At 37.4% G+C, this 19,642-nt stretch carries 18 protein-coding genes; 10 read left to right on the top strand and 8 right to left on the bottom strand.

Annotated elements, in window-relative coordinates; translation table 11 throughout:
* Positions 1 to 4 precede the first annotated feature (4 nt).
* The 5 genes from PHI74_06805 to nagA all read left to right on the top strand — a co-directional run bounded on the left by PHI74_06805 (position 5) and on the right by nagA (position 7,066).
* On the top strand, positions 5 to 664 hold the full coding sequence (locus tag PHI74_06805) for a hypothetical protein (protein ID MDD5485718.1): 660 nt from the start codon (positions 5 to 7) through the stop codon (positions 662 to 664).
* On the top strand, positions 664 to 2,931 hold the full coding sequence (locus tag PHI74_06800) for a type IV secretion system DNA-binding domain-containing protein (protein MDD5485717.1): 2,268 nt from the start codon (positions 664 to 666) through the stop codon (positions 2,929 to 2,931). The genes PHI74_06805 and PHI74_06800 overlap by 1 nt, the downstream gene beginning before the upstream one ends.
* Before the next feature lie 129 nt (positions 2,932 to 3,060).
* Positions 3,061 to 5,313 (top strand): hypothetical protein, encoded by a 2,253-nt coding sequence (locus PHI74_06795; GenBank protein MDD5485716.1) that lies wholly within the window; start codon positions 3,061 to 3,063, stop codon positions 5,311 to 5,313.
* Positions 5,310 to 5,873, top strand: a complete 564-nt coding sequence (locus PHI74_06790) for an acyltransferase (GenBank protein ID MDD5485715.1) — start codon at positions 5,310 to 5,312, stop codon at positions 5,871 to 5,873. The genes PHI74_06795 and PHI74_06790 overlap by 4 nt, the downstream gene beginning before the upstream one ends.
* A 23-nt stretch (positions 5,874 to 5,896) precedes the next feature.
* A complete protein-coding gene (gene nagA, locus PHI74_06785) occupies positions 5,897 to 7,066 on the top strand; it encodes an N-acetylglucosamine-6-phosphate deacetylase (protein ID MDD5485714.1) in 1,170 nt (389 codons plus the stop codon).
* A gap of 68 nt (positions 7,067 to 7,134) precedes the next feature.
* Here the strand turns inward: nagA and PHI74_06780 are convergent, their stop codons facing one another.
* From PHI74_06780 to PHI74_06745, 8 genes are all read right to left on the bottom strand, one after another.
* Positions 7,135 to 8,397, bottom strand: a complete 1,263-nt coding sequence (locus PHI74_06780) for a type IV secretion system DNA-binding domain-containing protein (GenBank protein MDD5485713.1) — start codon at positions 8,395 to 8,397, stop codon at positions 7,135 to 7,137.
* Positions 8,398 to 8,579: 182 nt separating this feature from the next.
* The gene (locus PHI74_06775; protein MDD5485712.1) at positions 8,580 to 8,987 is read right to left on the bottom strand and encodes a hypothetical protein; all 408 of its coding nucleotides are present in this window, start codon (positions 8,985 to 8,987) and stop codon (positions 8,580 to 8,582) included.
* Positions 8,988 to 9,092: 105 nt separating this feature from the next.
* Positions 9,093 to 9,377 carry an NERD domain-containing protein gene (locus PHI74_06770; protein ID MDD5485711.1) on the bottom strand — a complete coding sequence of 95 codons (285 nt, stop codon included), beginning with the start codon at positions 9,375 to 9,377 and terminating at the stop codon, positions 9,093 to 9,095.
* Positions 9,378 to 9,392: 15 nt separating this feature from the next.
* Positions 9,393 to 10,049 (bottom strand): helix-turn-helix domain-containing protein, encoded by a 657-nt coding sequence (locus tag PHI74_06765; protein MDD5485710.1) that lies wholly within the window; start codon positions 10,047 to 10,049, stop codon positions 9,393 to 9,395.
* 19 nt (positions 10,050 to 10,068) lie between these two features.
* Positions 10,069 to 10,377, bottom strand: a complete 309-nt coding sequence (locus tag PHI74_06760) for a replication protein (GenBank protein MDD5485709.1) — start codon at positions 10,375 to 10,377, stop codon at positions 10,069 to 10,071.
* A gap of 8 nt (positions 10,378 to 10,385) precedes the next feature.
* Positions 10,386 to 10,553 (bottom strand): hypothetical protein, encoded by a 168-nt coding sequence (locus PHI74_06755; GenBank protein ID MDD5485708.1) that lies wholly within the window; start codon positions 10,551 to 10,553, stop codon positions 10,386 to 10,388.
* 24 nt (positions 10,554 to 10,577) lie between these two features.
* Complete coding sequence (locus PHI74_06750; protein MDD5485707.1) at positions 10,578 to 10,781, bottom strand: helix-turn-helix transcriptional regulator; 204 nt, start codon at positions 10,779 to 10,781, stop codon at positions 10,578 to 10,580.
* Positions 10,782 to 10,892: 111 nt separating this feature from the next.
* Positions 10,893 to 11,630, bottom strand: coding sequence for a hypothetical protein (locus tag PHI74_06745; GenBank protein ID MDD5485706.1), 738 nt, complete (start codon positions 11,628 to 11,630; stop codon positions 10,893 to 10,895).
* A 123-nt stretch (positions 11,631 to 11,753) separates the two neighbouring features.
* Between PHI74_06745 and PHI74_06740 the strand changes: the two genes are divergently transcribed.
* The 5 genes from PHI74_06740 (at position 11,754) to PHI74_06720 (ending at position 19,642) form a co-directional block, all read left to right on the top strand.
* On the top strand, positions 11,754 to 12,149 hold the full coding sequence (locus PHI74_06740) for a helix-turn-helix transcriptional regulator (GenBank protein ID MDD5485705.1): 396 nt from the start codon (positions 11,754 to 11,756) through the stop codon (positions 12,147 to 12,149).
* A 176-nt stretch (positions 12,150 to 12,325) separates the two neighbouring features.
* Positions 12,326 to 14,761 (top strand): N-6 DNA methylase, encoded by a 2,436-nt coding sequence (locus tag PHI74_06735; GenBank protein MDD5485704.1) that lies wholly within the window; start codon positions 12,326 to 12,328, stop codon positions 14,759 to 14,761.
* Positions 14,762 to 14,766: 5 nt separating this feature from the next.
* On the top strand, positions 14,767 to 16,158 hold the full coding sequence (locus PHI74_06730) for a restriction endonuclease subunit S (GenBank protein ID MDD5485703.1): 1,392 nt from the start codon (positions 14,767 to 14,769) through the stop codon (positions 16,156 to 16,158).
* A 142-nt stretch (positions 16,159 to 16,300) separates the two neighbouring features.
* On the top strand, positions 16,301 to 17,833 hold the full coding sequence (locus PHI74_06725) for an AAA family ATPase (protein MDD5485702.1): 1,533 nt from the start codon (positions 16,301 to 16,303) through the stop codon (positions 17,831 to 17,833).
* A 195-nt stretch (positions 17,834 to 18,028) separates the two neighbouring features.
* Positions 18,029 to 19,642 (top strand): recombinase family protein, encoded by a 1,614-nt coding sequence (locus tag PHI74_06720; GenBank protein ID MDD5485701.1) that lies wholly within the window; start codon positions 18,029 to 18,031, stop codon positions 19,640 to 19,642.

Here is a 19,642-nt window from a genome sequence, read left to right as displayed (position 1 = left end):
TAGGATGTCAAAAGTAGCAATCTGGGCTTTAGTGGGCATTGGAACTCTGTTTTTTCTAATTGGCTCTTTAGCAGGGAGCGATTCGGTGTTTATCCTGGGGATTCTGATGATCGGAGCTGGTCTTTATCTGGGCTTAAGGCCAGGAGGGATTTTGAGGAAAGAGCAGGTAATGGACAGCTGGGGGGTTCTGATCGAGGACGGGCATGGCAGGGCAGATCAAGTCTTTCAGGATACAGAGAACTTTATCAAAGAAAGCAAAGCCCCTGCTATTGAGATGAAGAGGGATAAGATAGCTCCCGGAATCATAAGGGGCATTTTGGGAACAAAAAGGGATTTCTTGATCGTCACAGACCAAGGAAACCTAAAACTCGATCCTTATCAAACTTTTATTGGCGCAAGGGACTATGGCAACAATCTCGATGTTTCTTGGTATCTGACCTATAGGCCCTCGCTTCTTGATGCTGTGCTTTCCCTGATTCCCATGGTGAGACTAATACCGCTATCCTTGGCAGACCTTGACCTTTTTGATCAGCAGGATTTAAACGCCTATGTCACCAACTGCCATCACTCTTTGCTCAAGGCAGTGGAGAAACAGATGAGGGATTTAAACCAGGATGTTTCCAAAATAGACAGAAAATCAAAGGGATTTCTGGGCATTAGCTAATGAAACTTATTGACAGAGCACTCAAGACAGAGGAAAAAGAAGAGCCTCGGGTAGAGGAAGGCATTGAAGAAACAGCTGACATAGAGGAAAACACTTTAAACTTAGGCTGGTATTTCTCGGAAAACAAAAATGAATACCAGGTGGCAAAGATTAGAGAGAAAGACAGAGCCACTCATTTTTATGTAGTTGGTGCTTCTGGCTCTGGAAAATCAAAGCTTCTGGAGTTTCTGATCAGGCAGGATATATACAAAAGAAACGGTTTTGGAATAATTGACCCCCATGGAGACCTTGTTGAGGACATAAAAGGTTATCTTGCCCTGGCTTTGACAGAAGAGGAAATAGAAGAAAGGGTGACTCTGATCGATCCTACTGACCCAAAATATACTGTGGCTTTCAACCCTTTGGAAAAGATAGAAGGCATCTCATCTGCCGAGATTTCAGCTGAGCTGGTTGAGGCTTTTAAAAAAATCTGGGGAGCAGAAGGCTCTTACCAAGTTTTAGGCTGGGGAGCAAGAATGGAAGACCTCTTGCGAAACTCATTTATCGCTTTGATAGAGGCTGAGCTGACTTTGGTTGATCTTCCATTGTTTTTGACAGATGAGGATTTCAGATTGAATGCTTTGGAAAAGGTTACTCATCCCATTGCCTTGCAATACTTCAAGAGGTTCAACAATCTCTCTCCAAAAACAAGGGATGAGTGGATGGAGTCCACCTTAAACAAGGTCAATGCCTTTCTTTCAGACGACAGGATCAGGGAGATGTTTTCCTTTAAGAAATCCTCGTTTTCCTTAAGAGAGATGATGGATGACCAAAAGATACTCCTTTTGAAACTTGACAGGGGAAGACTGAAGGAAAATGCTGATTTAATAGGCTCCCTTTTCATGACCAAGATAAGGATGGCTGCTTTTTCCAGATCAGACATTCCAAAGGAGAAAAGGTTGCCCTTTTTCCTGTTCGTGGATGAATTTCAGAACTTTGCCACTGAGAGCTTTATTGAAACCCTTGGCGAGGCCAGAAAATATGCCCTTTCTCTAATCATGGCTCATCAGAATCTTTCTCAGCTTCCGAGGAATTTGCAGGATTCCATCTTGACCAATTGCGGAATCCAAGTCTACTTCAGGGTTTCAAGGAGAGATGCTGAGATCTTAGCCAGGGAAGCCTTTGAGACAACTGGAACAGAGGTGAAAGCACTCAAGCTCTCTCCTGAGCTTTTTGACTATGACTACTATTCCTATCCTGAAGAATGGGAGAGATACTTACAGGACCTTCAGAGCCTTCCTGCAAGGGTTTGCTATGTAAAGCACAAGTTAGAAGGAGGGATAATCCCGATCAGCACAGCTGAGGTTGAACCTCCTTACATGGAACTGGGAATTGACCAAAAAGAGCATCAAGTCCTCCTTGATAAATGCCAGTTTGGCAAAAAATATCTTTTAGAAAGGAGGGGATGGGAAAGGGAAAAAGAGCTTGTCAAAGACAAAGGAATCATAAAGACAGAGGAAAAACCTGTTTTTAAAGCAAAAGAGGAAAAGCCGAGAACTTTAGAGGAGATAATCGCCTTAATGGATTATCTTGATAAGGCAATTCTCTGGGCCATTGGAACTGGGAACTATTACGCTTCAGATATTTTTGAGGAGGCAAACAAGAAATTAAAGTTAATGGGAGCTTCAACCCGCCATTACTCTGAGTTCAAGAAGAAGTTCTATGAACTATCAAAATTGCCACCAGAGGGTAAGGGATTGGTTGAATTCACAAAAAGAGGGAGAAGCTTTTGCTACTGGCTCTCTCAGTGGGGAGAAATAGCCTTTGCTGAGAAATTTGATATGCCTTCTGATAGGGCAATAAACGAACTGGGAGGCGGAGGAAAGTTATCAAGATCTGTAGCTCTGGAAATAATAAAGGAGTGGCTTGAGCCAGAAGGCTACAAGGTAAGAAAGGAAGATGAAATAGAGACAGATTTGAGCGAAAGCCATCGTGGTTATACTGATCTCGTTGCTGAGAAGGATGGAGAAGAAGTGAGGATCGAGATCGAGCACCGCTCAACCAAGGAACAGATAGAAAAGAACATTAGGAAGAACCTTGAATACTCGAATGTCATTTATGAGATAGCCAGCGATGAGGTGGCAAAGAAAAAGATAATTCAAGTGGCTTTAAAAACAATATTTCGCTTGAGAAAGGAAAAGCCAGACAAAGACCTGAGAGTTAAGATAGCCAGCATTGATGAGCTAAAGCAAAGCAAATTCCATGATTGGTTTGAGGTGAAAATCTGATTTAGACTTTGAGGGAAAACCTTTTTAACTTGACACCGTTTTTTTTATCTATAACTGTCAGCTAAAATAAAAGGCAATTGCGGCTGGATGCAAATTTTGTTATAATTCTTAATCAAAGAGGTGGAAAATATGTGGAATATAGCGTTGGTCCAGAATCAATCAGAGATGTCACATTACGGGTATGCTGACGCCAGACCACTTATCGAAGAACTCGATTACAATGTGGTTTTATATACCGCGCAAAATATAGACGACCTCGCTTCTAATTTAAACCGACAAACGTTTGATGCGATCATTTTCGCGTCAAATGCCCTTAATGACAAAACTATACGTGAAGAGATATTTACACCTGAATTTATGAATGCTTTTTCAAGCTTTTTGGAAGGAGGAAAGGGGGGTTTAATTCTTCATCAGTTACGACTTGCCCAAACAAAAAACACAACCCTTGAGTTTCTCCCTCCCCCCTTGAAGTCTGTACAGCCGATAGAAAGGTTTAAAAATGAAAAATCTTCCGATGGAGAACTATTCTCAACTGCTATAACAAAAACACATGTTGGTTTTCTCTATCCAAATGAGATAGATATAGCTCAAATCAAAAAACAATGTCTATCATATCGTAGTTTAAGAGGAGTATATTGGCATTATTGGGATCAAGTGGATAATTCTGAATGGGATATATTACTTTACGATAATGATGCCAATGGTGTTCAAAGACCCCTTTTTTTAAGTTCTAAGGAATCTAAACCATATCGAATAATACTATCATCTTTAACTCTTGATTGGCAGAAACAAACAAAATTCTTACAAAATATTTTAACATATATCGTAGAAGGAAAACATAACACGGCCATATTGAAAGATTCCAAAAACACTAGCGTTGCATTTGAGTATTTTATTGAGTGTCTTAAATCTCAAAAATATCCTTTTAAAGTCTATGACATTGATCAAGACTTGGCTATTTTAAAGAAAAATATTGAAACTGGCGTTCATACTATACTAATTTTTGATCCTTTTATAGACAAAAAAACCGTTGGAAAAGAACTCTATTCGTTGATAGAAAACTTTGTACTTGAAGGTAAAATGAAACTAATGGGGATTGACAAAACAGATCAATCATTATATAAATTTTTTGTGGCGGGCAGAGAGAGATACGCGCTTAGACTGTTATATGACTGCGAAATTAAAATTCAAAATGAACTAAATAAGGGATACATTGATGGGAGTTTTTGGAGCACTATTGAATCTTTACAAATTCTAAATCAATTAAAGGAGGTAGAATCTCATTTTGATTTGAATACACTCGAGAGAGTATTTAAACTTGCGAATGAGCATGATCGAGACGGATCTTATGATGAAGTTTTTGGAGTTACTTGTGCTTTTTTGTGGCTAAGAGCTACATATCTTGGTACTACTTCCGAAGAAACCAAAAGAACCCTCAATTGGGTTCGTGGTCACATAGCGGGCTTTGAAGACAGAGAAAGAGCCCTTGCCTACCAAATACTAAACGAAATTAATTTAATAACAGTCGATGAAAAATTGGAACTTCAACAGATTCTATCATCTCTGGATGTTAAGAATTTGAGCGAAATTGATTTGATAGTCTATTTAAAAGCCTCGATTAGTATCGGGTATAAAGATCACCTATTATCCCTTATACAGCGCATTGAAAAACTACAAAATGACGGGTGTTGGGTAGACCTCGCGACTACTGCTAGTGCTACAACTGTACTTTTGGATGTATTAGACACCTTAAAAAGTGACCCTTATACAGACAGTAAAATAAAAACTTCTCTTGAATCACTCATATTTAAATCGATAATTTTCATCCAAAATTCATTACGTGAACAACAATTAGAAAAAAATAATGCAGAATATCCATGGGATAATAAAGCAAGTACCAGCTTAAAATGTATTCAGGCATGGCTAAAATTTGAAGATATAATAGATATTCCCATATACGAAACAATCGACTCTCTCAAAAGTTATTCAGAAACTGAGAAATATAAATCTTCAGATAAAAAAGCATTAGTAATTCTTGAAGAATTAAAAAGTGAAAATAAACAGGTTATTGAAAATAACATAGAATTATCCAATAAGATAGACAAATTAGAAGAACAAATTACAAGAAGTAAAAAAGTAATGAAACTAAATAGGTTCCTATTACCATATTTTTTAGTCTCTCTTTATCTAATATTTACCATCGTAGCTTCATCTTTCATTCATTGGGATGACTCCATTGAGACTATATTAAGAGGAGCTTTTATCGACGTTTATCAATACCATATGGGTCTTATATTTGTTTTGACTTTAGTATATACAATTTTAGGTTCGAAATCCAGATTTAAAGTTGAAAAATCCAGATTTAAAGTTGAAAAAAAATGACCTCTATGTATCATGAATTCAAACCTAAAATATCTAGACATGCTCATATCATAGGTAAAAAAAATGTAGAAATAGGGGCATTCACGGTTATTGAAGACTATGTATTGATAGACGCTACAGATAATATTCTCTCACATATATCAATTGGAATTAGAAGCAAGATAAAAACGGGTTCAATTTTAAGATCTTTTGACGGTTGGATTAAGATAGGTAATCGGGTTACTGTTGGTCCTTATTGTTTCATTGGAGGACATGGCGGGGTAAGTATAAATGATTGCACAATAATTGCAGGGCTATGCTATATTTCTGCGGCAAGTCATATTCACTCGCTAGGAGAGGCCATGAGATTTCAGGGAGAAGAAGCGAAGGGTATACAAATAGGACGGGATGTATGGATTGGTGCAAACGTTATTGTCCTAGATGGAATATCCATAGGAGACGGCTGTATCATTGGTGCCGGATCAGTTGTCACAAGAGATATGCCACCAAAAACAGTATGTTATGGTCAACCATGTAGACCAATTAAAAAAAGGCCGAGATATAAAAAGCAAAGGTTATAATAGCGGTTAAATATAATAAAAATATGGAAGTAGATTATAAAATGAAATACGCATTAGTCAACTGTGATATATACACAGGTAAAAATATCATATATGATAAGGCCATAATTATTGAAGGCAATAAAATAAAAGAAATAGTGGAGCTTTCAAAAATACCTAAAGAGTTAGAAGCGATTGATTTGAATGGTCTATCAATAGCTCCTGGGTTTATAGATGTCCAAGTAAATGGAGGCGGCGGATGTCTTTTTAATGAAAATCCTACTGAGGAATGTATTTCATCGATTTATGAAGCACATAAACGTTTTGGTACTACAAGTTTTTTACCTACTATTTTTACTGTGTCCACCGAGAAGATGCTGCAAGCTATAGAAGTAATAAAAAGATGTATAGAAAACCGCAAATATGGGGTTATTGGCTTACACATTGAGGGGCCATATATAAATGAAAACAAAGCCGGAGTACACGATAAAAGATTTATCCAACAAATATCTGATGAAGAACTGGATGTTTTTATTAAAGATGAAGGGGTTATAAAACTTTGGACATTAGCACCCGAGCTTGTAGAAGAAGCACACATCGAGAAGCTAAGAAAGAAGAATATCATAGTATCCGCTGGACACACTGATGCCACATATGAACAAACAAAAAAGTCTTTTAAATGGGGAATATCTTCCGCTACACATTTATTTAATGCAATGAGTCAATTTGTAGGCAGAGAACCAGGTGTTTTAGGGGCTGTTTTTGATACAGATAAGATTTGGGCTGGAATAATTGCTGATGGCATGCATGTACATTTCGCTTCAGTTAGGGTCGCTAAAAAAATCAAGCAAGAAAAATTAATTCTTGTTACTGACGCTATGCCACCCGTTGGAAAGCCTACTACTACCTTTAAGATAGGAACTCTGGAGGTTTCTTATTCTAATGGCAAGTGCGTCACAAAAGACGGAACGCTTGCTGGTTCAGCTTTAGATATGGCGACAGCTGTTAGGAATTGCATTCAAAAAGTCGGCATCTCAAAGGATGAAGCACTCAGGATGGCTTCTACATATCCAGCAGAATTTTTAGGTATCCAAGATAGACTGGGTAAAATTAAGATAGGATACACCGCAGATATGGTAATCTTTAATAATCAAATCATTGTAAAAGGAGTAATTAAAGAGGGGAAATTTGAGAAATACGCAAATTTTGAGTAATTAATAAGAAAAAAGATAATTATACTTTCATTCCTTTCAATGTATATTTATTTAACTTAGGCTCAATCTTATATTTTTTCCTCTGTTTTTACTTTCAGTACCGAATATCCCTGCCTAGAGACTTTTAGTATCTTATCTTTATTTCCTTGAAATTTGAAACTATAGAAAGGTGGAAGAGTCAACGCAGAAAAAGGCTTTGAGGTCTTTCCATCTATGGCAAGCTTTAGATAAACATGATATTTATCGTGGTTTATTAAGTCCTCACGGTCAAATTCTGGATAGAATTCCTTTCTTAAGAATTCCCCATTTTCTGCTCCGATAAGGAAGGCTATGATAGTTCCTACATTTCCAAATATAGCTTTTCTCAGCTCTTCGTCCAATTGATCGATGTATTGATGGGCTAAAGCCAGACATAGCCTATATTTCCTTGATTCTGAGAGAATATCCCCAAATGTCTCTGTGCTCACAAAGTTTTGGAACTCGTCAACAAAAAGGTAGAAATCCTTTCTTTGTTCTTCTGGGATGTTAATTCTGCTCATTGCAGCGAGTTGGAGCTTTGTAATAATCAAAGAACCAAGCAAAGAAGAATTATCTTCTCCTATCTTCCCCTTTGCCAAATTGACAAGAAGAATCTTCCCTTTGTCCATCACCCATCTGAAATCAATTTTGCTTTCAGCTCTTCCGACAATGTTTCTTATCAAAGGAGTGGACAAAAACCCCCCAAGCTTATTTTGGATAGGAGTTAAAGCATCTCCTTTGAACTGATAGAGATATTTTGGAAATTCATTTTTCCAAAAAGATCTAACTATTGGGTCTTTTATTTTATCTACTATCTCCTTTCTATATCTCCAATCATTGAGCATCCTATACACGTCAAGCAAGGTTTTATTTCCAGGATAATCAAGCAAAGCAAGGATAGTATTTCTCAAGATGTGTTCCTGTCTGTGATGCCAGTATTCTGCGTAGAGCTTTCTGAAAACTGAAATCAGGCCTGAGACTAAAAGATGCCTTCTTCCTGGCTCTACTTTCTCCAAGACATTCAAAGCAATCGGATGATCAACATCGGCAGGATTGAAATATATGATATCGTTTATCCTCTCTTTTGGTATATAATCTAAAACTCTCTCTACTGCATCTCCATGAGGATCAATGAAGCATACACCTTCATTTCCATAAATATCATTCAAAATCATATTCAAAAGAAGGCTGGTTTTCCCCATCCCTGTTTTGCCAATGACATACATGTGGAGCCTTCTATCTTCCTTTTTAATTCCGAAAACTTTTCCTTCTCCTCTGAAATTGGTTTTTGCAAAAAAGTTAATTTTTGACATAGATTTTTAGTTATTTAGGTGGTAAAGGGATACATCCCTTCGATCCGTGTATGAAATCCCTGAAAAACGTCCCCATTAATTAAAGATATAAAAAGAAACCAAAGGGCTTTATTCAAGTTTCTACAAACAAGAAAATAATCAAATCCTAATTGCCCTTTGGCTCTTTGGTTTTTAAAGAACTATTAGAGGCTTCTATAGTTCTCGTTCAGCTCCTTGACTCTTTCATTCAGCGCTTCACTGTCCTCGTCTTGAGCAAGACCGATCAGCTCATTCAGGATATCTGAGGCATCCTTCAAGCTGAGATCCTCTGGAAGGGTTTCCACTCCAAATTTATGCAGTGCGTGCCTTTGCTTCTCTGTAGCTGGCTTTTTATTACCCTTTGATCCGCCACTCCCTGTGCCACCCTCTTGATTGTTTTCATCTCTCCTCAGCTGAGAGATCAGTTCACTTCTTAGGTCTCTGGCTACCTCTCCAAATATCCTTCCAGTTACCTCTCTGGCATTGTCTGGACTGACCTTAGAGACCTTCTTGTAGGCTTGCTCATATATTTCGCAGTAGAGATCTATCTTTTCTCCTATCTTCTGTTCCATTTGCCTCACCTCTTTTTTTCGGTGGGAGATCCACCAACTGGTGGGAAATCCACCAACTCAATCTCCAAAATCAAGTCTTGGGAACTGGATTGGTGGCAAAAAGGATCATTTAACAGAGACGGTTTTCCATCTCCCTTTTTGATAGATTTTCAGCTGCTTTCTAGCGCATCTGGGAACCTTCAGCTTCCTCAACTTCTCCCTCTCATTTCTGAACTTTCCCTTTCCTGATTTGACTTGAATGAGAAGGATTCTGTTCCTGCCGATTGCAACGATGTCAAAGTAAGACCGAGAACCAGCAGACCTCAAAACAGTATAGAAATCCTTTCTTCTTTTCAGCCTTCTAATAAGCTCTAACTCCGCTTGATAGCCCTTTTGATAAGGAGTGATCATAGGATAGATAGTGACTTAACGATAATAATAGGGGATGCTGGCCTTAGAGGCTTTCCAGAGGTTGATGATGTTGGTTGAGAGACAAACAGCCAGGGAATCGCCAAGCCTTTCCGAATGCTTTGAACTCAAGTACCAGCTTATCAGCTCTTTTAGCTTCTCTGGCTCATATTTTGCTAATCTCTGTTTAACCAGCCAGCTCTCTTTTGCCCAGCTTATCTCTGGGTCGTAGCCTTTTACTTCCTTCACCTTGCTTTTAAAGTGAGAAATAATTTCTTTTACAAGAGATGAGCTTTCATCTACGACAGTATTATCTTTATTACTCTCTCTTACTATGGGAGTGGGCAGGGCTGCGGACTCTTGAGTGGGCAAGGTTGCGGAGTCAGAATTTGGCAATTCTGCGGACTCATCCCAGTCTGGAAAGAAGTAGCGATTGTTTCTTTTAAGCCCTTCTCTCTTTACCTTGAGTCCTGCCTTTTCTTTTAGCTCCCTTATCCCTCTATCAATGGTGTCTGTGGAAACTCCCAAAGCATTGGCCATGTAATTTCTCGAAGGAAAAGCCTCAAAATCAGAATTCTTCCTCGTCCAAAGGATTCCGGTGATAAGCTTTGCCTTAAAGCTCAAATCTTTTCTTTTGGCAATAGATTTTGGAATGGCCCAGAAGCCCTTCTCCATGGTCAAAGAATGTTAATTTTTAGCCTCTAAAAAAGTCAACTCTATGCTTTTTATCAACCCACTCCTTCAGGTTTCGATTAATCCAAAACATTCTTTTTTCAGGATTCCACTTGATGACTCCTCTTACGATCAGTTTCTTCGATTCACCTTCAACGTGATAGGGAGATATCCCAGCATAGAAGAAATCCTTCTTGTCAAAGACAGCATATTTTTTATTTAAGCCAAAAGAAAACCTGATGATGAAAAGCAGGACCTTAAGCTGTCTCTTGGTGAGGTTTGAGGTTATTATCTTTTCCAATATTCTGTTTTCGATTTTGGTGAAAGACATAGTTTAATTTAATAAATTTGATTAACTTTTGATTTCAAAACGTGTTCAGTTATTGCTAAAGCCAAAAGCCTGATATTTTTCCTCATCTTGTCTATTTCCTCATCTGAAAGCTTTGGTCTCCTCAAGATCTCTCGGTATTTGTCATAAATTGATTTATCTCCCCTCTTTTTAGCCATTTAAAATCGTAAAATTATGATAAATCAAGGTAAAAAAATTTCATCTACACTTTTTCCCAAGACCTTTGCAATCTTCTTTGCTAAATAGATGTTTGGCTTTCTCTCTCCAGTCTCAATCTCTGAGATTTCCGATTGAAAAACTCCAACTTTATCAGCTAACACAGCTTGTTTCATCCTCTTCCCTTTCCTAATTTCCCTTATTCGGTTTGTGGGCTTGGCCTTGGGCATAGCTCAATCACAAAAATACGATATTACCCTAGCTTATATCGTAGAAATACGATTGTCAAGACCAAAAACTGTGGACAATTAGCTATTTCTGATAATTTCCTTGAAAACTATTTAACTGCCACTTAATTCTTTTCTTTGTAGGAATTTAGCTTCTTCAGGCACTAAAAGTAAAACATCAATGGGTCCCCCAACATTTTTTGGGCGTGCCTGAAAGCGCATAGTATCAATGGTAGTTCGAATAGCATAAATCGCGAAGTCAATTGCATCTTGAAGTGCCATTGCCTTCCAAATGATTGGCGCTGGAGATTGAACGACTTTATCATTACCCTTCTCATCTTTAACTATTACTGGATTAACAATAGAAACGATAACATCAACTTGCCCGGACCAAGTAGCACCATAATCAAGCGATCCATCAGGTTTAATATTTCTTCTCTCAACAATATTTTGAGCTACATGGCAATAATAAACGTAGGGAATGCTGACTTTATCCTTTTTCTTATAACCAGCAACATGAAAACCAACACCTGCAGTAGGAAATGATTCCCGGAAATATCCAACTAACTTTTTGGGAATGGTAGTTACATCATCAGCAGCTACTAAATCTTCTTCAATAAATTTTTTAATATGGCTTGCCATTGGGACACCAGCGAGTAAATCCTCTCCAAAAGTAGAAATCCCTACTTGTTGTTCCTCGAGCAGGAAAGTTTTCGTAATAGCGTCGGAATTAACCGTCTCGAATTTAATCTCCTTACCATCGGGCTTCTTACCTTTTATAGCTACAGACTGTCGGCTATCTGAAGCCATTACGATACCTTCTGGAACGTAGACAACTATCACCAATGTCATAGTTACCATTATATCGATTAACTATATAAACGCTTTACGACCTACATAAACGCTTTATGACCTACCTATGTCCCCCCTCTCTTGACATATGTCCTACCTTTGCTAATATCAGATATAGACGATATGAATTTTGGAAGAAAGTTGAGAAAATTAAGAGGGGAGAAGGGTATAACCCAGCAACAGCTGGCTGAAAAGCTTGGCTATGTTACAAATAGCTATATGTCAGAGGTTGAAAAGGGCAAGTTCATCCCCTCAAAGGAGAAGTTGAGAAAGATTGCCAAAGCCTTAAGAGTTCCATTTAAGGAATTGGACGATCTCTTACTTGAATCGAAGATAGAGCAATTAGGGATAAAAGAGCCTGAGTTAGTCAGCCTTTTTCAGGATGTTCCAAAGTTGCCAAAGAGAGATAAAAAGGCTATAATTAAGGTATATCTTCAAATTAAAGAGAAACTAAAAAACCATGAAATGGATAAGTTAAAAACGAGAGGGAAGATCAACTCGTTGTTTAATTCAAGATAAGGAAATATTAGAGATTTTGAAATAAGATACACCTCCATTAGTTACCAAAGACACAAAAGTTATCAAGTAAAAGTTTTATGTCAAAAGCCCCTAGAAGTTTCCAGAATCCCAAAGGTTATTTAGTCACATGGACAATATAAAAACTAAGATAAATATAGGTTATAGAGGCTAATAAGATGTCAACCGGTTCAAAAATCCAAAAAATCTTCTCTACACCGGATGTTAAACATGGCTTATCACTTTTTAGTGCAAATGAGATAAATGCTGTTGAGAGATTGATAACAGTGCAGGATGGGAATTATTATATAAATTGCCAAATTAAGGATAAACTCAAAGTAGCTAAACCCGAAGAAGCAGTCAGACAACTCTGGATTTATAGGTTGCTTACTGAATATGGCTATCCAAAGGAACGAATAGATATTGAAAAAGTTGTTTATTTTGGCTCCCGTGTAGAGCCTGGAGCAGCGGACATTGTAGTTTATCATGAGGATTTAAGACATTACTATATTTTGTTTGAAGTAAAGAGGCCAAGTAGAACCGCTGGTTTAGAGCAACTTAAAAGTTATTGTAATGCAGAAGGAACCCCTATTGGTGTATGGTCTAACGGAAATGAAATAATAAGACTTCATAGGGAAGAACCTAACTTATTCATAGAAATACCACGAATTCCCAAGATCTCAGAAACTCTACGGGATATATTAACTGAGAGATGGACACTTAGATGGTTAGAGGAACACGATGAACTAAAGCAAGGTAAAACCACGCTTAAAAAAATTTTATTAGACCTTGAGGAGCTTGTTTTAGGGAATGCGGGAGTTAAGGCATTTGATGAAATTTTTAAATTGATTTATGCCAAGCTTTACGATGAATGGAAAGGGATCAATGATCCAAACTATCAATTAGAATTTTTTGTCGGTGATAGAAGTCCAGAACAAGTAAAGAGAGCTATAACTAATCTCCTAGATGGCGCTAAGAGGACGTGGGCGGGGGTATTTGAACCTACAGATAGAATAGAACTAATGGATACCCATTTAAAAATTTGTGTATCGTTTCTAGAAAAAATAAAATTGTTCAACTCTAATCTGAGAATAATTGACGAAGCTTTTGAGTATCTGATTCCTGAGGTATCTAAAAAGAAAGAGGGACAGTTCTTTACGCCTCGACCTGTTGAAGATATGGTTGTAAAGATGATGAACCCAAAATCTCATGAATTTCTTATAGACCCTGCCTGTGGTTCGGCAGGTTTTCTTTTGCATTCTGTAATGTGGATCGCTGGTGGAGTAATAACTGGTAAAGAATTGTCCACGCCTGCTAAAAATTTTGCACAAAACAACATATATGGTATAGATTTTGCGAAAGAAGCTGTTAAAATAGCGAAAGCTATCAACCTTATAGTTGGAGATGGCAAATCCCACATCTATGGTGGTGGTCCTCATGGGAACTCATTAAATCCTTTGACATGGAATGATGAAGTAAAAGCAGGTTTAAGACCAAGACTCTTAAGATTTCCTGAAGACTTGGAGAATGATAGAGACAATCAAAATAGGTTTTTGTATTTTGATTTTGATATTCTTATGACTAATCCCCCTTTTGCAGGTACGGTCAAAGAAAGGGATATTTTAAGACTTTATCAATTGGCGGATAAAAATGGTAGATTGGTAAAACAAATAGGTCGGCATATCCTTTTCTTGAATCGTTCATTACAGTTTATAAGACCTGGCGGAAGGATGGCAATAGTTTTACCGCAGGGGTTGTTGAATAATACAAATACTGAGTATATCCGCAGGTTCATTATAGACGAAGCGAGAATTTTAGCAGTTGTTGGTTTGCACGGAAATACCTTTAAACCCCATACTGGGACAAAAACAAGCGTTTTATTCATACAGAAATACACAGAAGAAGCAAAGCAAAAAATTCAAGAGATTAAACTCAGATATGAAGAGGGATGGGACGATTTTATAGGAGAATTGAAAGAGAAATATCAAAATGTCAATTGGGATAAATCAGTAGATGAGGAAGAGCTACCTGAGGAACTTAAATCTTTCATTGAAACCTATTTCGAGACAAGAGAAGAATTAGAAGAAATTGAAGGCTCAGAAATTGAAGATAACAAAGAAGAAATTGAAGATACTGAAGAAATTAAAAGAAAGAAGCCACTTAAAGTTTTAGTTGAAGAATTACAAGAAGTACAAACTCTTTTAGAGGAGAAGCAGGAGGAATTAAACAGTGATATCTCAAACGAGAAGAGGACAGAATTAAAAAAGGAGATCAGAACTTTAAACACCAAAGTTAAAAAGCTCGATAAAGAAATCTCCCAAAGAACATTAGGGGGACAAATCCACTCAGTTTTGAACCAAGAAAAGATAACAGAACAATTTAGAGAATTCTGGCTTGATGGTAAGGTTATGAAAGAGATGGATTATCCTATATTCTTTGCTATAAATCAAAAACCGCTTAAGGATAACAAGGGCGAGTACAGATACATCAAAAGTCCTAATGGCGAATTTGTTTTAGATGAATACGGACACCCAAAAATTGGCCACGATTTAGATGAGATAGCAGAAGCTTTTGTTAAATTTGCCAAAGAACAGGGGGTTGATTTTTGGAGGTAAAAAATATGGCTATAGCAAGTGTTGTAAAATTATCAGAGCTCGAATTACAAAATCGAATTGACCCAGAATTTTATTCTCCTGAATATATGGATATTATGGACAATTTAAGGCAATTAGAATGTCTACGAATTGGTAAATGTTGCTTTGTTACAAGTGGTAGTACTCCACCAGAAAGAGACCCCGACTTAAAAAATGGTATTATACTACTAAAAACAGTCAATATTCGAGAAGGTTACATTGACATCAATTCTGAAGAGCCTTTCTTTATTGATGAAAATCTGGATGAAAAATTGAAATCCTCAAGATTACAGCCAAACGATGTTTTAATAAATATTGTTGGGGCAACGCATGATGTTATAGGGAGAGTGGCACTGGTTCCAGAAGATTTTCCAAGAGCAAACATTACGCAAGCAATGTCTCTAATAAGACTAAGAACTCCAGATTTCTTACCAGAATATATATTTGCCTTCCTCTATTCAAAATATGGAAGAAAACAAGTATGTAGAATTGCAAGACCTACCGCTCAATATAATTTAAATCATGAAGAAACAAAGAGCATAATAGTTCCTAAAATTTCAAAAAAATTTCAAAATGAAATAAGAAATATCTGGGAAAAATTCTATGATTTTTATAGAAAATCAATAAATATCTACACCCAAGCCGAAAACCTGCTTTTAGAAGAGTTAGGACTGAAGGACTTCAAGCCAAAATATGAACTTTCTTATACTGCAAATCTTTCTCGGTCAATCGGAGTTCATCGTGTAGATGCAGAGTATTTTCAGCCTGCTTATGACGAAATCGAAAATCATCTAATTAAAAAATATGATACTGTACTCATCAAGAGAATTAAATTTATTGAGGTCACAACAGGGCAATATACAGAAAATTATGTCTTAAAAAATGAAGGAAAGCCATACATCAGAGGGACAGACATAAAGAATGGAACAATAGACACAAACAATTTGGTTTATATTGCACCAGAAGATCAGCTTGAGGATAAGAAAGCAAAAGAAGGAGATGTAGTAGTAACTCGAGTTGGAACAATCGGACTGTCAGCCAGAATTCCCAAAGAGTGTGAAGGAGGAACTATAAGTGACAACCTTATTAGGATCAGGATATTTGATGAAGAAAAATTAAACTCGTATTATTTGGCTTTGTATCTTGGTACCCTCATTGGAGTAAGCTTTATGATCAAAAATAGCCGGGGAAGTGTTCAGCAGAGATTGAACCAAGAAACTTTAAAAGAGGTAATAATTCCTATTCTACCTCTAGAAACCCAACAAAAAATCGCCTCACTTGTCCAACAATCTCATGAAGCAAGAAGGAAAGCCAAAGGACTATTAGAAGAGGCAAAAAGAAAAGTTGAGGGGGCAATTGAAAATGAAATTAAAAAATAGTCAACAAGCCTATTATTATGAGTGCCCTCATGATTCTCCGCTCCCTCTAGTCACTCACCCAAATTGCTTTGCAACTTCGCATATCCGCCAGCCATTAAGTTAAATCGGGGGTCAAAGGGTATGAGAATGAAAAATAAAAGCGATGAAAAAAATGGCAATAAAAAAGATTCATATTGAGAATTTCAGATCGATTAAAGAGCTTGACTTTGAACCAACAATGTTAACCGCTCTTATAGGGAAAAATAATGTTGGAAAATCGAATATTTTAAGTGCGATAGAATTGATGTTGGGGGAAAGATGGCCTCCTTATGCAATAAAAGAAGAGGATATTTACAATCACGATGAACGTCTCACGGGCAAGATAGAACTGTACTTTACTGACCCCCTTATTCATGCATATTATAAAAACGATATAGAAGTTTGTGGTTTTAGATTAGAATTTGACATCAATCATGGTGGGAATTTGTCTTGTATTGATGAGAGTGGAAATGAAGTCGTTACACAATATAGAAAGCCATTACTCTTATCCAACGCAATTAGGAACAAAGTTCCATCGGTGCTTGTGAGTGTAAATAGAGATCTATCGAAAATTCTCTCAGCAAGTCAATGGAGTATTTTGGGGAAAATACTAAAAGATATTTCTGAGGAATTTAAAGGCGACCAAGTAAAAGTTGAAAATTTCTGTGACAAAATGGGAGAAGCTACCGGGATATTAAAAATAGATAGTTTCAAAAAATTAGAAAAGATTATTGTTGAAAATGTAAAGCACCTGACGGGATTTTATGAGGCTGCGATACGATTTAAAGAACCCCACGTTTTAAGTCACTACCAAAATCTACAATTGGTTGTTAAAGAGTCACCCGAGTATGAAGAATTCTCAGCGCTTGAAATGGGTGCGGGCATTCAAAGTGCCATCGTAGTAGCTCTAATTAATGCCTATAAAATACTTAAGCGCACAGGTGCGGTTCTATTGATTGAAGAGCCAGAAGTTTATCTCCATCCCCATGCGAGACGATATTTCCACAAGTTATTGAGGGAGTTATCTGAGGAGGGGACACAGGTTTTCTACACTACCCATTCAACTGAGTTTGTGGATATAGACCATTACGAGGATGTAAATATTGTTAGGAAAAACTCATCAAGAGGGACCTATATCTGTCAAGGGAGAAACATAAGCATCGACACGACATCGAGAGAGCAATTAAAACTCTCAACAGAATTCGATGCGGGAAGAAATGAGCTATTTTTCGCTGAGAAAATTATGATTGTTGAAGGTAATACTGAAGAAAAAACCTTACCATATCTATTCTTATTAAAGGGGTGCGATATCAATAAAGAAAGCATCTCGATAGTTAATGCCAAAAGTGTAACAAATATCAAGTTTTTTGTTAAGATTATAAGAAGTTTCGGGATACCCTTTGTCGTGCTTATGGACTCACATTCCAATAAGCCAGATTACCAGAGCTATTATGTGCCTTTAAACAGTGAAATCTTATCCGTTGTTGGTGACAAGAATTTAGTTTTCATAATCGATCCAGAATTTGAAGCTGCTTTTAACTTACCAACAACTGGTGATAAAGTTAGAAATGCTGTTGAGAAGGTAAAATCTATGAATTTTGCTGACATTCCAAAGATAGTCAACGATGCCATTGATAAACTCGCCGCACTCACTTAACAGGACATGTCTAGCTGTGCCTTTGCTAAGTCCAAATTTGTCCCTCTTGATCACAAACTTTAGAGATACTAGGAATATTATACGAACTTACTCTTACAAAATGGAGATAATATTGCAGCTAAAAGTCCCTTAATGTTGCCTTTTTAAATTTTGTAAGGTAACATAACCAGTGGTAGCTAATTTTCAAATTCTATTATGAAAAACGCCTTAGCTTACGCCAGAGTATCAACAAAGGAGCAGGCAGACAAAGGATTATCCATTCCTGCTCAATTGAAAGCAATAAAGGAATATGCCAATTCCCATGACCTTAGGGTTTTAGAGGAGTTTGTTGACCAAGGAGAATCTGCTAAAACAGCTGACAGACCGGGATTCAGAAAAATGATGAAGAGGTGCCAGAAAGACAAGACAATTGAGGCAGTCCTTGTCCACAAGATTGACAGGTTCTCAAGGAACAACATCGACTTCTACGCTTACAAAGCCATTTTGAAAAAGGAAGGTGTTAGGCTTCTATCAGTTTCAGAAAACATTGAGGAGAATCCATCAGGTGAATTTATCGAGAATGTCCTGGTAGCAATGGCTCAGTTCTACTCCTCTAACTTGGCTGAAGAGGTATTGAAAGGAATGAAGGAGAAATTTGAGAAAGGAGAATGGCCAGTCAAAGCTCCAATCGGTTACAAGCACCTCAGAGACGAAAGAGGACGCTCCCAAGTTATCGAGGATAAAAACAGTTCCTACCTCATAAAGCAGATGTTTAAGCTCTACTCAACTGGTCAATATTCCTTAGGCTCTCTCTCAGAGGAAATGGCAAATAGAGGATTAAAGACAAAGAATGGCAAGCTCTTTTCCCATGAGCGGATAAAACAAATCCTCCAAAACAAGTTCTATATGGGCAGAATGGAGATGTGGAATAAAGGGGTCAAAGGAAAGCACCAGCCAATAATCGAAGAGCCTCTTTTCAATCAAGTTCAAAACATCCTTTCTGAAAGGAAGATAACCCAGGATAGATGGCAAAAGAGGGATTTTCTTTTAAGAGGTTTGGTCTACTGCCAGGGTTGTCAGAGAAGATTAACCGCTGAGATTCACCAGAGAGGAGATTATTACAGATGCCAGTCCAGCGTCAATCACAAATGCTCTCAGCCATACCTTCCAGTAAGATCACTTGAGAGCCAGATTAAAGCCCTATATGACCTCATGGAGCCTCCAATTAAGCTTTTGAAGCTCATTAAAGCAGAAATCGAGGAAGTCCAGCTGAATTTCAAAGCCAAATCCTCAAATGAAATAGCCAATCTCAAAAGAAAGATAAATGAAAACGAGGCAAAGATGGATGCCCTAGTTGATAACTTGGCTACAAGAACAATCACTCCAGAGGTTTACAAGAAATATGGCCAGAGATACGAGAAAGAGATAAAGAATGCCAGAGACAGGTTGGCTGTATTGGAAAATGATTACAGCTCAAACTTTGATTTCATTGACAAGTGCATGATCCTCTCCTCAACCTTATCCCGCCTGCACAAAATCTTCAGCTTCAGACAGAAAAAGAACTTAGCCAGAGCCATCTTCAAGAGAATTTGGGTTAAACAGAGGGAAATCAAGAGAATAGAACTGAACCCGCCTTTTGACTTCTTGTTAAAAAGTCAGGCTCGAAAGATACGCTCTGCCTTTCCCCATATCAAGTTCGAACATTATCCTGTTAAGAGCACTACAAAGGACATCTTCGAACATTTGGTTGGAGCTATGGATTTTCCAGCCTTTTATTTTGTTAATAGTTTGGTTAAAGGGTGTAAAAGCTCCAATGGTACTAGAAGTTAA

Source organism: Methanocellales archaeon (genome assembly GCA_028715985.1).
In the GTDB taxonomy this organism is placed as follows: domain Archaea; phylum Halobacteriota; class UBA148; order UBA148; family UBA148; genus UBA148.
This window is presented reverse-complemented; position numbering and strand designations above follow the sequence as displayed.

Excerpts from the sequence above, each read along its gene's own strand:
- PHI74_06755 (MDD5485708.1), bottom strand. The coding sequence starts at position 10,553 with ATGGCTAAAAAGAGGGGAGATAAATCAATTTATGACAAATACCGAGAG.
- PHI74_06770 (MDD5485711.1), bottom strand. The coding sequence starts at position 9,377 with ATGATCACTCCTTATCAAAAGGGCTATCAAGCGGAGTTAGAGCTTATT.
- PHI74_06730 (MDD5485703.1), top strand. The coding sequence starts at position 14,767 with ATGGCTATAGCAAGTGTTGTAAAATTATCAGAGCTCGAATTACAAAAT.
- PHI74_06790 (MDD5485715.1), top strand. The coding sequence starts at position 5,310 with ATGACCTCTATGTATCATGAATTCAAACCTAAAATATCTAGACATGCT.
- PHI74_06805 (MDD5485718.1), top strand. The coding sequence starts at position 5 with ATGTCAAAAGTAGCAATCTGGGCTTTAGTGGGCATTGGAACTCTGTTT.
- PHI74_06720 (MDD5485701.1), top strand. The coding sequence starts at position 18,029 with ATGAAAAACGCCTTAGCTTACGCCAGAGTATCAACAAAGGAGCAGGCA.
- PHI74_06745 (MDD5485706.1), bottom strand. The coding sequence starts at position 11,630 with ATGACATTGGTGATAGTTGTCTACGTTCCAGAAGGTATCGTAATGGCT.
- PHI74_06760 (MDD5485709.1), bottom strand. The coding sequence starts at position 10,377 with ATGTCTTTCACCAAAATCGAAAACAGAATATTGGAAAAGATAATAACC.
- nagA (MDD5485714.1), top strand. The coding sequence starts at position 5,897 with ATGGAAGTAGATTATAAAATGAAATACGCATTAGTCAACTGTGATATA.
- PHI74_06735 (MDD5485704.1), top strand. The coding sequence starts at position 12,326 with ATGTCAACCGGTTCAAAAATCCAAAAAATCTTCTCTACACCGGATGTT.
- PHI74_06775 (MDD5485712.1), bottom strand. The coding sequence starts at position 8,987 with ATGGAACAGAAGATAGGAGAAAAGATAGATCTCTACTGCGAAATATAT.
- PHI74_06780 (MDD5485713.1), bottom strand. The coding sequence starts at position 8,397 with ATGTCAAAAATTAACTTTTTTGCAAAAACCAATTTCAGAGGAGAAGGA.
- PHI74_06740 (MDD5485705.1), top strand. The coding sequence starts at position 11,754 with ATGAATTTTGGAAGAAAGTTGAGAAAATTAAGAGGGGAGAAGGGTATA.
- PHI74_06800 (MDD5485717.1), top strand. The coding sequence starts at position 664 with ATGAAACTTATTGACAGAGCACTCAAGACAGAGGAAAAAGAAGAGCCT.
- PHI74_06725 (MDD5485702.1), top strand. The coding sequence starts at position 16,301 with ATGAAAAAAATGGCAATAAAAAAGATTCATATTGAGAATTTCAGATCG.
- PHI74_06765 (MDD5485710.1), bottom strand. The coding sequence starts at position 10,049 with ATGGAGAAGGGCTTCTGGGCCATTCCAAAATCTATTGCCAAAAGAAAA.
- PHI74_06750 (MDD5485707.1), bottom strand. The coding sequence starts at position 10,781 with ATGCCCAAGGCCAAGCCCACAAACCGAATAAGGGAAATTAGGAAAGGG.
- PHI74_06795 (MDD5485716.1), top strand. The coding sequence starts at position 3,061 with ATGTGGAATATAGCGTTGGTCCAGAATCAATCAGAGATGTCACATTAC.